The sequence below is a fragment of the Mesorhizobium sp. WSM4829 genome (assembly GCF_055811475.1).
The window spans coordinates 69,801-83,958 of record NZ_JBVVQJ010000031.1; the positions used below are offsets into that span (position 1 = coordinate 69,801).

Sequence of the window (14,158 nt, forward strand, 5' to 3'; positions counted from 1 at the left end):
GGCAGGTGCAGGCTCTGCAGGGGCCGGGGCAGGCGTTGGTTCAGCGGGCGCTGGCGCCGGGGCCGGGGTGGTTGCAGCCGGCGGTTCACCAGGCTCTGGCGCCTCACCGCTTGTTCCAAAAATATAATAAGCGACGATGGCCAGGATAACGACGACCAGGGCAATCAGCCAGCCGGTGCTGCCGCCACCCGACTTGGGAGGGGGGGTCGGAGTGGTGTACGGGTCGTTTGGATTCGCCATAAAAGTGTCCTCCGTGGATGAAAAGTATCAATCAACACACATCAACGCGCAATCGTTGAACAGGTTTCACGCTAGGAATCGAAAACGCCGAAAACAGGGCATTCTTCGCCGGCAATCGTTTGTCTGCGAGCACTTTACTCGCAAAACTCGCAGTGATCGAGCCATATTAGACCTTTCGACCGACCTGTACTGAGACAAACCTCCGGCGATTCGGGCAAAGCGTCGCCCCGAATCACGTCTTGCCGGGTCTGCAACTCGACCGTGCAACTCAGTCGACGGCGGTGACAGTGTAGCCGGCCCTGCGGAAATCCTCGACCAGGCCCTCCGCGCCAGGGAGGTGCAGGGCGCCGACCGCCATGAACACGTTGCCCTTGGCGAGGATCGGCCTGGCATGGTCGATCATCACCTTGTTGCGGCTGGTGATCATGATTTCCTCGAAGGCGGCATAGCTTGCCGAATCGTCTTCGTCGCCGGGAAGGACGACACGAAACAGCGGCCAGAGCATGCCGGTGTCGCCGCGCTGGTAAAGCACGATCATGGTTTCATTGACGTCGTTCACCCTGTCGCCGAGCTTCAGAGTGTCGACGAGGCCCTTCATGTGAAACGCAAGCGGCAGCGAGGCCATGGCGCGAAGCTGGTCGGCGACGGTCTCCAACCCATCGACGGCCTTGCCTGAGGCTTTGGCGTCCTCTGCAAGCTTGATGTCGAGCACCGGCGTGCCGCCGGCCTGGCGGGCCAGTTCACAGGCCGGGAGCGCGACCATGGTCGACAGCATCCACGGTTTCATCTTGGCAACGCTCGCCGGTGGAATGCCGCGCGCGTCGAGCGCCTTGTTCACCGCCGCCGCATCGTCCGGCGACAGCAGCGAGGACAGCGTGGTGCTGTCGGTGAACATCATCAGTTCCGGCTCTTTCAGGAACGCCGCCATCATCTTCTGCTTGTCGAGCACCTCCGTGGTCTCGATGACGACAGTGTCGGCGGCGTCAAAGGCCTTTTGCGCGGCGGGCGGCAGCGTGGTCACGCGCGGGTCGGTCATGTGCATGGTGCCGAACAGGAAGGACGGTCTTTCGTCCGCCTTTTCCAGTTTCCACAACAGGCCCTTACCGTTCGGTGTCGCGGCCGCTTCCGTCTCGATCTTGCGGTAGGCGGCCGGGTCGTCCTTCTGCAAGGCCGACAGCATGTCGGCGCCGGCGCAGACCTGGGTTTCAGCCCCTGGGGTTTCAGCGCGCGCCCTGCCGGCGGCGAGCAGCGCGATGACGAGGAAAGAGAGGAAAAACAGGACGTTCAGCGCGACGAGCAGCTTCAGCGAAGCAAAGGCAGTGCGGTCGGCGATAGCAATGACGCGTTTCATGGCTCGCTTTTAGAGACAAAGAACGGCGAAACGGTTAACCGGCGCGGCAAAATTGTCTCGGACATCGTTTCACGGCGCATACCCTGGCTGCAACTTGCGAAATCATGCGTCGGCTACGCCCGCGGGTGGGCCGCTTCATAGATTTCGAGCAGCCTCGCGGTGTCGACGCCGGTATAGATCTGCGTCGTCGACAGGCTGGCGTGGCCCAAAAGTTCCTGGATGGTGCGCAGGTCGCCGCCGCGCCCAAGCAGATGTGTGGCGAAGGAATGGCGCAACGCATGCGGCGTGGCGGTGTCCGGCAGATTGAGCGCCGAGCGCAGCTTGGCCATGTCGCGCTGGACGATGGCCGGGTTGAGCGGGCCGCCGCGGGCGCCGCGAAACAGCAGACCCTTCGGATCGAGATGATAGGGGCAAAGCCGGCGGTATTGGGCGATCGCCCGCAGCGCGATCGGCAGCACCGGCACCAGCCGCGTCTTGCCGCCCTTGCCGGTGACGCGCAGCACCGTTTCATCAGGCGACGACAGATCGCCGCCGGACAGGCCGAGCGCCTCGGAAATGCGCAGGCCCGAGCCGTAGAGCAGCGTCAGCACGGCGGCGTTGCGGGCGGCGATCCACGGTTGCTCCGCCAGCTGGCCTTCCACCGAAACGACGTGTTTCGCATCGCTTGCCGTCAGCGGCTTGGGCAGCGACTTCGGCTGCCGCGGCGCGCGCAGTGCCGCAGCACCCGCCGCATTGACGAGGCCGCGCCGCTCCAGAAAGCGCAGCAGCGAGCGGATGCCGGCGAGCCCCCGCCCGAGCGTGCGGGCGCCGGCGCCTCCGGCACGGCGGGCAGCCAGAAAGCCGCGCAGATCGGCCGGGCGCAGATCGGCTATATCCGAAATGCCGGGCGAGCCGCCGCAATGGCCGGTCAGGAAGTGCAGGAACTGGCGAGTGTCGCGCTCATAGGCTTCCACGGTTTCCGGCGACAGCCGGCGCTCGCGCGCCAGCATCTTGAGCCAGCTTTCGCGGGCCGCCTGAAGGTCTGGCTTGGCCGGGATGAGGAATTCCTGCATTGCGCTCTTCCGATATGCCGCTCTTCCATTTCCGGGCGATCTTCCGGCAGCCGGGTTAGGAAGCGGTGAAGAGCCGCGTCATTGAAATGACAAGAGCGTGGAGCTAGAGCAAGGCAAAGGATTTTTCCACCGATGACCAAACCGCAAAACCCTGTCCAGATGGCCGTGATCGGCGCCGCCCATGGCATCAAGGGCGAATTGCGCGTGAAAACCTTCACCGGCGATCCGCTGGCGCTGGCCGACTACGGGCCGCTCTATGCCAGGGACGGCCGCGCCTTCCAGATCGTCGACATCAGGCCGGCCAATAACGTCGTGGTGGTGCGCTTCAAAGGTATCAGCGACCGAAACGCTGCCGAGGCGCTCGCCGGCACGGAATTATTCGTCGACCGCTCGATGCTGCCGGACGACGGCGAAGAGGACGAGTTCTATCATGCCGATCTCGTCGGGCTGGCGGTCCGGGACGATACCGGTGCTGACATCGGCAAGGTCGTCGCCGTGCATAATTTCGGCGGTGGCGATATCCTCGACGTGATATTGGCGGGGCGCAAAGGCGTGCTGGTCCCGTTCACGCAGGCTGCCGTTCCTGACGTGTCGATCAAGGACGGTTTCGTCCGCATCGATCCGGCGGCGGCGGGCTTGATCGATGACGAAGACAGCGATGCTCCTGGCAGCGATGGTTTCGACCCGAAGGGCAGGCCGCGCGGGCCGAAGGACGCCGGGGGCAACCGGTGAGTTTTTCCGCCTCGGTGCTGACGCTCTATCCCGAAATGTTTCCCGGTGCACTCGGCGTGTCGCTGGCCGGCCGGGCGCTGGAGGCCGGCACATGGTCGCTGGAAGCAATCCAGATCCGCGATTTCGCCACCGATCGCCATCGCACCGTCGACGACACGCCGGCCGGCGGCGGCGCCGGCATGGTGATGCGCGCCGACGTTCTGGCCAAGGCGATCGACCATAGCTCGCCACCGGGCGATCCACGGCCGCGGCTGCTGATGAGCCCGCGTGGAAAACCGCTGACGCAGGTGCGTGTGCGCGAACTGGCCGCGGGGCCGGGCGCGGTGATCGTCTGCGGACGCTTCGAAGGCGTCGACCAGCGGGTGATTGACGCGCGGGGGCTGGAGGAGGTCTCGGTCGGCGACTTCATCCTCTCCGGCGGCGAGCCGGCAGCGCTGGTGCTGCTCGACGCCGTGGTGCGGCTGTTGCCCGGCGTGATGGGCAATACGGTGTCGGGCGATGAAGAGAGCTTTGAAAACGGCCTGCTCGAACATCCGCACTACACGCGTCCGCAGGAATTCGAGGGCCGGCAAATCCCCGAGGTTCTCACCTCGGGCAATCATCAGAAGATCGCCGCGTGGCGACGCGCCGAATCGGAAAGATTGACGAAAGAGCGGCGGCCGGACCTGTTAGCCGCTCAGCCCTTGGTGAAGTAATAGAAGGCAAGAAACACGCCGACCCCGACGACGAAGCCACGCACGGCAATTTGCGGCACGCGCTTGGCGATCCAGACGCCGGCATAGCCGCCCAGCGCGCCGCCCGGTATCATGACGATCGCCTGCCGCCAGGCGATGACGTCGCCGGAGACGAAGACCAGGATGGCTACTGCCGCGATGACCACGGCCAGCAGGTTCTTCAGCGCGTTGAGGCGGTGATAGTCGCCGGTCTGGGTGAGGCCGAGCGTCGCCAGCATCATGACGCCCATGCCGGCGCCGAAGAAGCCGCCATAGACGGCGGTGGCTAACTGCGCCAGGGAACCGACCAGCGAACCCACGGCGGCCTCACGGCCCGGCTTGGGCGCCGGCTTCAGCCACGGCCCGGCGGCGAACAGCGCGGTTGCCGCGAGCAGCAGCCAGGGCACCAGGACGCGGAACGACGGATTGTCGAGCGCCAGCAGGATGAGCGCACCGGCCAGCGCGCCAAAGGCCGAGATAAGGCCGAGTAGCAGCGCTGTGCGCCAGAAATGCTTGATGTCGGACCAGTAGGCCAGCGTCGAGGTGACGTAGCCGGGAAATTGCGTCAGCGACGAGGTGGCGTTGGCGACGATCGGCGGCAAGCCGACCAGCGACATGGCGCCGAAGGTTATGAATGTCCCGCCGCCGGCTATGGCGTTGACGGCACCTGACAGAAAGCCCGCGAAAAAGAGGAGGGCCGCATCGAGAACTGGCATGGAGGGTGTTGCCGCCGGAGGAAAGTCACGTTCTGCCCGGCTTTAAAAAGCTTGGGCCGTCAACGCAACCCCTGTGCCGGAAGATTGCGACGTTGACCAACCACCAAAAAAGAACGCGGCAAAGGCGTGACAAAGCGTCGAAATAGCTGTATGTGCGCGCCGAACCGGGAGAAAATCTGCCGGACCCGTCAACAATGACGGTGTAGTCGCCCCTGCCCGATGTTCTCGAACCCAGATGTTCTCGAACAAAGGGCATAGCCGAGCGGTCAATGGAACTGCAAGGCGAGTGTCGGACGCTCTGACTGTCGGAAGAACAAGAAGTGGATTTGTAGAGATGGATATCCTCCGTCAGCTCGAGGCCGAACAGGCCGCCAAGATCGAAGCCAAGCGCAAGCTTCCCGAATTCCAGCCCGGCGACACCGTACGCGTCCAGGTCCGCGTGACCGAAGGCACCCGCACCCGCGTCCAGGCCTATGAGGGCGTCGTCATCGCCCGCGCCGGCGCCGGTTTCCAGGAGAATTTCACCGTTCGCAAGATTTCCTACGGCGAAGGCGTGGAGCGCGTGTTCCCGGTCTTTTCGCCGATGGTCGAGGGCGTCGAGATCGTGCGCCGCGGCAAGGTGCGCCGCGCCAAGCTCTATTACCTGCGCGATCGTCGCGGCAAGTCGGCCCGCATTTCGGAAAACACCGGCGTGCGCGCCCGCAAGCTGAACGATGAGGAGCGCGATGCGCTGAACGCCGAGAAGGCCCGCATCGAGGCCGAGAAGGTGGCGGCCGCCCAGGCGCTGGCCGCCGAGAAGGCCGCGCAGGAAGCCGAGAAGAAGGCCGCCGACGAGGCCGCCAAGGCCGAGGAAACCGCTGCCGCCGAATAAGGCGTCTTCAACAACCATGTGTCGGAAAGGCGGCTTCGGCCGCCTTTTTTGCCTCGCGGAATGGGTTTCGATTTGCCGGGCGCGTTCGGTGCGCAATCGAAACGGACCGTTCCGTAACGTCCTGAATACATCGAATCCATTTTCGCGCGAAGCCGCATCAAGCCGGCTTGCAAGGCGCCTGCGGAAAGCTAAAGTCGGCGCCGGATTTCCTGCAAGCCTCGACAATGTCGAGGCCGTTCAAATGCTCGGGGTGTACCATGATCAAATCGAAACTGCTGTTGGCCGGCCTGTTGGCTCTGGTACTTGCGCCCGTCGCCGCCCTGGCGCAGGCGCTGCCCGATCTCGGCGGCAAGAAGGTGGTGGTGGTGACGGAAAACGCCTATCCGCCGCTGCAGTTCATCGACGCCAAGACCGGCAAGCAGATCGGCTGGGAATATGACGCGATGAACGAGATCGCCAAGCGGCTGAATTTCCAGGTCGAATACCAGAACACCTCCTGGGACGCGATGATCCAGGCAGTTTCCGACAACCAGTACAACATCGGCATGACCGGCATCACCATCAAGGACGATCGCAAGCAGAAGGTCGATTTCTCCGACCCCTATATGCGCTCGGAACAGTTCATGCTGGTGCGCGGCGACGAGAAGCGCTTCACCGACGCCAAGACGCTCGGCGCCTTCAAGGACGGGCTGATCGGCGCGCAAGCCGGCACCACGCCGTTCTACACCGCTGTCTACAGCGTCCTCGACGGCAATGAGCAGAACCCGCGCATAAAACTGTTCGAGACGTTCGGCGCCACGGTGCAGGCGCTGAAGACCGGCGACGTCGATGTCGTGCTGACCGACGGCACTGCCGGCAAGGGCTATGTCGAGGCGTCCAATGGCGGGCTGAAGCTGATCGGCGGACCACTCGGCACCGAGGATTTCGGCTTTATTTTTCCGAAAGGCTCGGATCTGGTGAAACCGGTCAATGCGGCCATCGCCGCGCTGAAGGCCGACGGCACACTCGACGCGCTCAACAAGAAATGGTTCCTTGATTACAAGATGGGGCAGTAGGACTTTTGTCGCGGACGTTGCGGGACGCGCCGCGACGTTGGTTCGTCGGCGCGCCCTAATGGCAACGCCCGCATCTTCAACCGCCAAGTCCGACTTCCCCTGGTGGCTCGCCGTGGCCGCGGCGCTCGCCTTGGCAGCGGCTATTTTCATCGCCGCGAGCGACCTCTATGCCCAGGTTTTCGCGACCGTCGCCAAGGGCATCGGCATCACCGTGTTCGTCACAATGGTCGCCTTCGCGCTGGCCTCGGCAATCGGGCTCGGCATTGCGCTGATGGGGCTGTCGGGGTCGCGCTGGCTGCGCCAGATCGCGCGCTTTTATGTCGAGATCATTCGCGGCGTGCCAATGCTGGTGCTGTTGTTCTGGATCGCCTTCGCCGGCGCGCCGGCCTTCGTCGCGGGATGGAACGCGCTGACGGCGCCGCTGCAAAGCGCCGGCCTGTTCGGCGAGCTAATGATACGCGACGTATCGTTGCTATGGCGCGCCATCATGGCGCTGACCATCGGCTACTCGGCCTTCATCTCGGAGGTCTTCCGCGCCGGCATCGAGGCGGTCGAGAAGGGCCAGATCGAGGCCGCGAAGGCGCTGGGGCTGACGCGCACCCAGCGTTTTCGGCTGATCGTCTTTCCGCAGGCGATCCGCACCATCCTGCCGCCGCTCGGCAATGATTTCGTCGCCATGGTCAAGGATTCCTCGCTGGTCTCGGTGCTCGGCGTCGCCGACATCACCCAGATGGGCAAGATCTATGCAGCCGGCTCGTTCCGCTTCTTCGAGACCTATTCGATCGTCGCCTATATCTATCTCATCCTGACGGTCGGCCTGTCGCTGGCCCTGCGGGCGCTGGAGAAGCGGCTGCGCCGCCAAGATGAGCGATAGGCGGCAGGCGAGGACGGCGCTACGATTGCGGCCAATACGTTTTGGAGGGTCAGTTCCATGAACATCGACAAAGCCAATGCGGCGCTGGATGCGGTCTATACGGCCGACACGCCGGCAGCGCTTGCCAAGGCCTACGCCGCCTGGGCTGCGACCTATGACAATGAAACCGCCGCGCTCGGCTACCTCCTGCCGTTCCTGATCGCCGCCTGGGTGGCGCGCCATGTGCCGTCAGGCGAGGGGCCGCTGCTCGACGCCGGCTGCGGCACCGGCCTGTCGGGACCGTCGCTCAAGGCGCTGGGCTATGAGGACATCGCCGGGCTCGACCTGTCGGCTGAAATGCTGAAAATCGCCGGCAGCCGGCAGGCTTACAGCGAGCTGAAACAGGCGATGCTCGGCGATCCGCTGCCTTGGTCGGATGGGCATTTCCGCGCCTTCTTCTCGACCGGTGTGTTCACCATCAGCCATGCACCGGCCTCCGGCCTGCATGAACTGGTGCGCATCACCAGGAAGGGCGGCCACGCCATCTTCACCGTTCGCGACCAGGTTTTTGCGAGCGGCGGGTTTCAGGCGACGTTCGACGAACTGGAGCAGGCGAAAAAATGGCGGCCGGTCGAAGAAAGCCCGTGGTTCCGCTGCTACGCGATCGCCGAGCCCGAGGCGCTGGTGAAGACATTTGTGTTCGAGGTGGTTTGAATACCGGTTTGCAGAACCCAGGTTCTGCGAACGCCGCCGCGATTGCCGAAAAGCCAAAACATTGGTATGAGCCACGCCATGGAACAGCTTTTTGGCGATCCGGCTTACAAGGGGTTCGTGCTGCAGGACAGAAAACGCCTGCCGTCGCGGTTCTCGGCGCGCGTTTCCGGCGCTCTGACCAGCCGACTTCGCTGAGATATCCGGGCTAGGCCGTGTTCGCCGGCTAGCCGGCGCTAGTCGCTTCCCATTTTCATATCGACGGATTTACGCACATGAGCGCACCGCGCACCCTCTACGACAAGATATTCGACGACCATGTCGTCGACCGCCAGGACGACGGCACCTGCCTGCTCTATATCGACCGTCACCTCGTCCATGAAGTGACCAGCCCGCAAGCTTTCGAAGGCCTGCGCATGACCGGCAGAAAGGTCCGCCATCCGGAAAAGACGCTGGCCGTGGTCGATCACAATGTATCGACCTCGCCCGAGCGCAAGTTCGGCATCAAGAACGAGGAAAGCCGCATCCAGGTCGAGGCGCTGGCCAGGAACGCCAAGGATTTTGGCGTCGAATACTATTCCGAGAAGGATATCCGCCAGGGCATCGTCCACATCATCGGTCCGGAGCAGGGTTTTACGCTGCCTGGCATGACCATCGTCTGCGGCGACAGCCACACCTCGACGCATGGTGCTTTCGGCGCATTGGCGCACGGCATAGGCACGTCGGAAGTCGAGCATGTGCTGGCCACGCAGACACTGATCCAGCGCAAGGCCAGGAACATGCTGGTGCGCGTCGACGGCGTGCTGCCGGAAGGCGTCACCGCCAAGGACATTATTTTGGCGATCATCGGCGAGATCGGCACTGCCGGCGGCACCGGCTACGTCATCGAATATGCCGGCGAAGCGATCCGCGCGCTGTCCATGGAAGGCCGCATGACCATCTGCAACATGTCGATCGAGGGCGGTGCCCGGGCCGGCCTGATCGCGCCTGACGAGACAACCTTCGCCTATGTCAAGGACAAGCCGCGCGCGCCGAAGGGCGAGGCATGGGACGCCGCGCTCGCCTACTGGAAGACGCTGCAGTCCGACGAGGGCGCGCATTTCGACAAGGTGGTCGTGCTCGACGCGGCGAAACTGCCGCCGATCGTCTCCTGGGGCTCCTCGCCCGAGGACGTCGTCTCGGTCCAGGGCATCGTGCCGAACCCAGACGATATCACCGATGAGAACAAGCGTACGTCCAAGCAGCGCGCGCTCGACTATATGGGCCTGACCCCAGGCACCAAGATCACCGATATCGCGCTCGACCGCGTCTTCATCGGCTCCTGCACCAACGGCCGCATCGAGGATCTCCGCGCTGTCGCCAAGGTGGTCGAGGGCAAGAAAGTCAGCCCTCACGTCGATGCGATGATCGTGCCGGGCTCCGGTCTGGTCAAGGAGCAGGCGGAGGCCGAAGGTCTCGACAAGATCTTTGTCGCCGCCGGCTTCGACTGGCGCGAGCCGGGCTGCTCGATGTGCCTTGCCATGAACGACGACCGGCTGAAGCCGCATGAGCGCTGCGCCTCGACCTCGAACCGCAATTTCGAGGGCCGCCAGGGTTTTAAGGGCCGCACCCATCTGGTGTCGCCGGCGATGGCGGCGGCGGCGGCGATCGCCGGCCATTTCGTCGACATCCGCGAGTGGAAATAACCCGCTGACGAGTTGCCAGAACCCGAACCGCGATGCGGTTCGGGTTCTCTTCACGCCGGGCGCCTGACGAATTCGTGGAATTGCTCACGGCGGCCGGGTTCATCCTTTGCCACCACGAGCGCCAGCTGCCGTTCGTCGAACAGCTTGAACCATTCGTCCCATTCGACCAGTTCGTAGCCGCCGGCGTTGGCCGGGCGTTCGGCCTGGTCCTGGTCCTGATAGGCATGCTGGCCGAAAACCAGCCTCAGCATGGCTTGCGTGCCTGTTTCGGGCGATACATCGACGATTGCCGGAAATCCGGCACGTGACGCGGCCCAAGAGCGAATTGCCTCGTGGTCGGTCAGCATGATCGTATCGGCCATGAAAGCGTCTCCATCGATTGCTGCTGGAAAACGCCGGTCGCGGTTTCAAGTTCCGTGCAGCGGCTTTCATGGCAGCCTCGCGCATATTCGACTTTGCTTAACCGCTTGTTGGGGCTTGCGCCCTAAGGTCTCTCTCACGGAAGCGTGGGGGTTCACGGTCCTTTGGACAACGGTCTGCTGACAGGGTTGCTCAACCCGACGATCGCGCTTGCGCTCGGCGCGGTGTTTCTCGTGCTGTGGTTTTATCAGCGTCACTGCCCCTATCTGGCTGTGCTCGCCGCCAGCTACTGGCTTTCGGCGGCCGGCTTCCTGCTGCAGTACTTCACCCTGCCCATCGGCATGGCGCCGACCAAACTGCTCTCCGTCACCTGCTTCACGATTGCCGCCAGTGGTCTCGCCGGCGCGATTGTGACACGCTATGGACGGCGCGTGCCCTTTGTTGCGATCGGCTTTCTGGCGAGCAGCGGTCTGGCCGCTTTTTGCTGGTTCATGTTCATCCAGCCCGATCTCACCTGGCGAATCCTGGCGATGAATTTCGGTTTCGGCGGGCTCAGCCTGGTTGTCGCCGCCGAACTGCGCGTGGTGCGCGACAGGGGCCCGACGGAAATGATGCTGTTCGTGCTGTCGCTGCTTTCCGGGCTGAATTTCGTCGCGCGCACCCTCGTTATCGTCATCGCGCATGGGCCCTACCAAAGCTATGACGGGTTCTATGCCTCGTCCTACTGGACGACGGCGCTGCTGTCGCATGCGCTGCTGTCGCTGCTCATCGCGCTTAGCCTGTTCTGCGCGGCTGCGCTCGACGTGATGAAAACGCTGAAGGCCGAGGCGTACACCGACCCGCTGTCGGGCCTGCTCAACCGGCGCGGCTTCGAGGAACGCGCCACGCATCTCCTGCGGCACTGCGCCACCGCGAAACTTCCGGTCGCGCTGGTGCTCGCCGACCTCGATCACTTCAAGGCAGTCAACGATCTGCACGGGCATGCGGCGGGTGATCGCGTGATCGCCGATTTCGCCGCCAAGCTTCGATCGGCTGCCGGCACCAGCTGCGTCGCAGGCCGCATCGGTGGCGAGGAGTTCGCCGCGCTTTTGCCACTGAGCGACCTTGGCGCGGCAAGGCTGTTTGCCGAAGCCATTCGCACGGTCTATTCGGCGGGCAGCGTCGACGGACTTCCTCCCGGCACAAGAGTAACGGCGAGCTTCGGCGTGGCAGCCCGCACCGGCGAGGAGGGGCTGGAGCCGCTGATGCGCCGCGCCGACGAGGCGCTTTACAAGGCCAAACGGAACGGCCGCGACAGCGTGCGGCTATCCTATGAACGGTCGCCCCATGGACGCTCGGAAACGGCGCTGGTCGTCGAGCCGCTCAAAGCCGGCTGATCGTCCGCGCCTAGAGCATTTGCAGCCAAGGGAATCGCTTGGCGCCGCAGAAATCGCGCCAAACAAACAAACAGCGCGGGGTGCGCGGTTCAATTCGAGCGCATTCCGTCCTACGCCCATGTTAACGTCTTTTTCGCCCGTTCGTGATTTGCTGTCGCCGGGAGTGTGAAAGACCACATGGGCGGCGGCGCAGAGTTCATCCTTGCAATCAACCTGCTCGTCGCCGGCCTGCTGGCGGCCGCCTTTATGACCATATCGTTCAACGACGCGGCGCGCGCGCCGGCGCGCTGGCTGGTCTTCGGTTATCTGCTCGGGATGGCCTATTTCGCCATCGAGTTCAGCATTCCGCTCTTCGACAATGCACGACCCGCAGTCGTCGCGGGCTTCGCCGTTTTCCTGGGCGCCACCATCGCCTTCAATGGTGGGCTTGCCCATAAATACGGCGTGGCGCCGCCTTGGGTGCCGATGCTCGTCTTCCTGTTTGCGGCCACCGTGGCCGTGTATTTCGTGCAGGATCTGCCGCGCCAGTCGCTTGCCCGCATGATGGCCTACCAGCTTCCCTATGCCGCCATGCAGTTCGTCGGCGTCGGCATCGTCTGGTCGTCAAGGCAAAGACGCGACTGGCTCGACCATGCGCTGATGGCCGTCCTGGCGGCCAGCGCCCTGCAATTCGTGAGCAAGCCGTTCATCGCCCATGTCATGGGCGGCTGGGGAGCCAATCCGCAGGCCTATCTGCAGAGCAACTATGCTCTGGTGTCGCAATCGCTTGGCACGGTGTTTGCCATGACAATCGCGCTTCTCATCCTGATCATTCTGGTCCGCGACGTGCTCGCCGAAGCGACGTCGAAGTCGGAGACGGACACGCTGTCGAGGCTGCTCAACCGTGGCGGCTTCGAGCGTCATGCCGAGCTTGCGATGCGTGACGCCGTGCGCAGGGGTATTCCGGTCGCGCTGGTCATCGCCGACCTCGACCATTTCAAGAGCATCAACGACAGTTTCGGCCATGCATCCGGCGACAGGGTCATCGAGGCCTTTGCCGGCTTCCTGCGTGATGCGGCCGCCAAGCATCACGTCGCCGGCCGCATCGGTGGTGAGGAATTCGCCATCATCCTGCCGGGAACCAACCTCGCCGCCGCGCGGCTCTTCGCCGAAGGCACGCGCAGCGCTTTCGGGGCGTTGCCGATCGACTGTCTGCCGGCGAACCATCGTTGCACCGCCAGCTTCGGCGTTGCCGAGCTCCACCCGACTGAGAATTTTTCCGACCTGCTGCGGCGCGCCGACGAAGCGCTCTATCAAGCGAAGGGCAGCGGACGCAATTGCGTGCGGATCTCGATAGGATCAATCGCCGCCCGGCAGCCGGCTGTCGCCAATGCCGGGCCGAAGATCAGCGGCATGGGCTAAGCTCCGGCATCTCGCCGTCGGAAAGCCCGTACATATAGCTGCGGCCCTTGACGAAAACCGGCGGCCTGTAGCAGTCGCGGCTGCTGACATCGTCCGGTTCGTCTTGATAGACGATTTTGGGCCGGCCGGCGCCGACGTAATCCGACATTTCCTTGGCCAATTCGCCCTCGCCAACGAGGATGCGCTTGTAGCCGGCGGCGCTCTCGATGACGAGATTGCCGAACGAATCGGCATAGACGCGGTCGCGCGTCCCGGCGCGTGCCGGCGCTGCGAATGCGAAGCCGATGGCCACCGCCACCAGGACGACGGCCATCGAGACGGGCGCCGGAAGGCGCGATCTGGCTGAATTCGAACGCATGGCGTCCCCATTTGTCAGAGGCCGAGTCTTGCTCGAATCACAAATTAACCTTTTCTTAACCATTGTTAAGAGGCCAGCCCTGCTGGCCGCCAGTTCTCGGCAAACATGGTTAATATCCGCGGCCATCTTTCGGCCATGCTTGCCATCACCATCGCGGCCGGCGCCGAGCGCGACATCGGTGATCTTGGCAAAGCATCGCGGCTGGATTGACGCGCGGGGAGACAGCACATGGCGTTAGGCCGGACGTTTCGGGTGACGCTGGCCCTTTGTCCATTGCTGACCACAATTGCCTGCAATGCGCCGAAGGCCGGAAATCCGCTCGCCGATTCACCGCAGCCGCGCACCGCGACCTATACTTGCGCCGACGGCGCCAGGATCACCATCGAAAATCTCGGCACTTCGGTGCGGGTGCTTGGCCCGGACGGCGCCAGCGAGGACCTGCCGGCCTCGCCAGCCAATCAAAACAGCCGCTTCGGCGCGGCGCATGACGCAATCGTGATCGACGGGCGCGACGCGCTGGTGATGAAGGGCGGGAGGACGCCGCTGACCTGCAAGCGTTAGGGGCATGCCGATATTCAGGTAAGGCCGGTCTGCAAATGGTGGATCCCTGCGCTTCCGGTGCTCATATGTGGACGGCCCCCTGCTTGCAAGCGTTGGCTGAGATAGTTTGATCGGATCGCTTGC

General features: G+C 63.8%; 15 protein-coding genes. 10 read left to right on the plus strand and 5 right to left on the minus strand.

Annotation, left to right across the window (positions count from 1 at the left end; genetic code table 11):
• Nucleotides 1–508: 508 nt before the first annotated feature.
• Nucleotides 509–1,591 (minus strand): TraB/GumN family protein, encoded by a 1,083-nt coding sequence (locus tag AC0L17_RS25310; RefSeq protein ID WP_473517811.1) that lies wholly within the window; start codon nt 1,589–1,591, stop codon nt 509–511.
• Between the two features lie 113 nt (nt 1,592–1,704).
• Nucleotides 1,705–2,643 carry a tyrosine recombinase XerC gene (locus AC0L17_RS25315; protein WP_128187221.1) on the minus strand — a complete coding sequence of 313 codons (939 nt, stop codon included), beginning with the start codon at nt 2,641–2,643 and terminating at the stop codon, nt 1,705–1,707.
• 132 nt (nt 2,644–2,775) lie between these two features.
• Between AC0L17_RS25315 and rimM the strand changes: the two genes are divergently transcribed.
• Together rimM and trmD are read left to right on the plus strand one after the other, a co-directional pair.
• Complete coding sequence (gene rimM / locus AC0L17_RS25320; protein ID WP_287222732.1) at nt 2,776–3,375, plus strand: ribosome maturation factor RimM; 600 nt, start codon at nt 2,776–2,778, stop codon at nt 3,373–3,375.
• A complete protein-coding gene (trmD, locus tag AC0L17_RS25325) occupies nt 3,372–4,070 on the plus strand; it encodes a tRNA (guanosine(37)-N1)-methyltransferase TrmD (RefSeq protein ID WP_023800593.1) in 699 nt (232 codons plus the stop codon). Before rimM ends, trmD begins: the two co-directional genes overlap by 4 nt.
• Here trmD and AC0L17_RS25330 read toward each other — a convergent pair.
• Nucleotides 4,052–4,804 (minus strand): sulfite exporter TauE/SafE family protein, encoded by a 753-nt coding sequence (locus tag AC0L17_RS25330; RefSeq protein WP_473517812.1) that lies wholly within the window; start codon nt 4,802–4,804, stop codon nt 4,052–4,054. The two genes, trmD and AC0L17_RS25330, sit on opposite strands and share 19 nt — an antisense overlap.
• Nucleotides 4,805–5,138: 334 nt before the next feature.
• Between AC0L17_RS25330 and rplS the strand changes: the two genes are divergently transcribed.
• From rplS to leuC, 5 genes are all read left to right on the plus strand, one after another.
• Entirely contained in the window at nt 5,139–5,675 is a 537-nt protein-coding gene (rplS, locus tag AC0L17_RS25335) for a 50S ribosomal protein L19 (protein WP_473517813.1), read from the plus strand.
• 257 nt (nt 5,676–5,932) lie between these two features.
• A complete protein-coding gene (locus AC0L17_RS25340) occupies nt 5,933–6,730 on the plus strand; it encodes a transporter substrate-binding domain-containing protein (protein WP_023800590.1) in 798 nt (265 codons plus the stop codon).
• A gap of 58 nt (nt 6,731–6,788) precedes the next feature.
• Nucleotides 6,789–7,604, plus strand: coding sequence for an amino acid ABC transporter permease (locus AC0L17_RS25345; protein WP_236378869.1), 816 nt, complete (start codon nt 6,789–6,791; stop codon nt 7,602–7,604).
• 57 nt (nt 7,605–7,661) lie between these two features.
• A complete protein-coding gene (locus AC0L17_RS25350) occupies nt 7,662–8,297 on the plus strand; it encodes a class I SAM-dependent DNA methyltransferase (RefSeq protein WP_473517814.1) in 636 nt (211 codons plus the stop codon).
• 272 nt (nt 8,298–8,569) lie between these two features.
• Nucleotides 8,570–9,979: a 3-isopropylmalate dehydratase large subunit gene (leuC, locus tag AC0L17_RS25355; protein ID WP_091592223.1), complete on the plus strand. Its 1,410-nt coding sequence runs from the start codon at nt 8,570–8,572 to the stop codon at nt 9,977–9,979.
• A gap of 50 nt (nt 9,980–10,029) precedes the next feature.
• Here the strand turns inward: leuC and AC0L17_RS25360 are convergent, their stop codons facing one another.
• On the minus strand, nt 10,030–10,341 hold the full coding sequence (locus AC0L17_RS25360; RefSeq protein ID WP_023800585.1) for a hypothetical protein: 312 nt from the start codon (nt 10,339–10,341) through the stop codon (nt 10,030–10,032).
• A gap of 162 nt (nt 10,342–10,503) precedes the next feature.
• Between AC0L17_RS25360 and AC0L17_RS25365 the strand changes: the two genes are divergently transcribed.
• The gene (locus AC0L17_RS25365; RefSeq protein WP_473517815.1) at nt 10,504–11,715 is read left to right on the plus strand and encodes a GGDEF domain-containing protein; all 1,212 of its coding nucleotides are present in this window, start codon (nt 10,504–10,506) and stop codon (nt 11,713–11,715) included.
• A 177-nt stretch (nt 11,716–11,892) separates the two neighbouring features.
• Entirely contained in the window at nt 11,893–13,116 is a 1,224-nt protein-coding gene (locus AC0L17_RS25370) for a GGDEF domain-containing protein (RefSeq protein WP_473517816.1), read from the plus strand.
• Here the strand turns inward: AC0L17_RS25370 and AC0L17_RS25375 are convergent.
• Nucleotides 13,100–13,474, minus strand: a complete 375-nt coding sequence (locus tag AC0L17_RS25375; RefSeq protein ID WP_473517817.1) for a hypothetical protein — start codon at nt 13,472–13,474, stop codon at nt 13,100–13,102. The two genes, AC0L17_RS25370 and AC0L17_RS25375, sit on opposite strands and share 17 nt — an antisense overlap.
• A gap of 228 nt (nt 13,475–13,702) precedes the next feature.
• On the opposite strand from AC0L17_RS25375, the gene AC0L17_RS25380 reads away from it, so the two are divergent.
• Nucleotides 13,703–14,035 carry a hypothetical protein gene (locus AC0L17_RS25380; protein WP_473517818.1) on the plus strand — a complete coding sequence of 111 codons (333 nt, stop codon included), beginning with the start codon at nt 13,703–13,705 and terminating at the stop codon, nt 14,033–14,035.
• Nucleotides 14,036–14,158 lie beyond the last annotated feature (123 nt).

What these genes read in the sequence shown, in the direction of transcription:
- AC0L17_RS25310 (WP_473517811.1), bottom strand. Translation starts at nt 1,591, where the DNA reads ATGAAACGCGTCATTGCTATCGCCGACCGCACTGCCTTTGCTTCGCTG.
- AC0L17_RS25315 (WP_128187221.1), bottom strand. Translation starts at nt 2,643, where the DNA reads ATGCAGGAATTCCTCATCCCGGCCAAGCCAGACCTTCAGGCGGCCCGC.
- rimM (WP_287222732.1), top strand. Translation starts at nt 2,776, where the DNA reads ATGACCAAACCGCAAAACCCTGTCCAGATGGCCGTGATCGGCGCCGCC.
- AC0L17_RS25330 (WP_473517812.1), bottom strand. Translation starts at nt 4,804, where the DNA reads ATGCCAGTTCTCGATGCGGCCCTCCTCTTTTTCGCGGGCTTTCTGTCA.
- rplS (WP_473517813.1), top strand. Translation starts at nt 5,139, where the DNA reads ATGGATATCCTCCGTCAGCTCGAGGCCGAACAGGCCGCCAAGATCGAA.
- AC0L17_RS25340 (WP_023800590.1), top strand. Translation starts at nt 5,933, where the DNA reads ATGATCAAATCGAAACTGCTGTTGGCCGGCCTGTTGGCTCTGGTACTT.
- AC0L17_RS25345 (WP_236378869.1), top strand. Translation starts at nt 6,789, where the DNA reads ATGGCAACGCCCGCATCTTCAACCGCCAAGTCCGACTTCCCCTGGTGG.
- AC0L17_RS25350 (WP_473517814.1), top strand. Translation starts at nt 7,662, where the DNA reads ATGAACATCGACAAAGCCAATGCGGCGCTGGATGCGGTCTATACGGCC.
- leuC (WP_091592223.1), top strand. Translation starts at nt 8,570, where the DNA reads ATGAGCGCACCGCGCACCCTCTACGACAAGATATTCGACGACCATGTC.
- AC0L17_RS25360 (WP_023800585.1), bottom strand. Translation starts at nt 10,341, where the DNA reads ATGGCCGATACGATCATGCTGACCGACCACGAGGCAATTCGCTCTTGG.
- AC0L17_RS25370 (WP_473517816.1), top strand. Translation starts at nt 11,893, where the DNA reads ATGGGCGGCGGCGCAGAGTTCATCCTTGCAATCAACCTGCTCGTCGCC.
- AC0L17_RS25375 (WP_473517817.1), bottom strand. Translation starts at nt 13,474, where the DNA reads ATGCGTTCGAATTCAGCCAGATCGCGCCTTCCGGCGCCCGTCTCGATG.
- AC0L17_RS25380 (WP_473517818.1), top strand. Translation starts at nt 13,703, where the DNA reads ATGGCGTTAGGCCGGACGTTTCGGGTGACGCTGGCCCTTTGTCCATTG.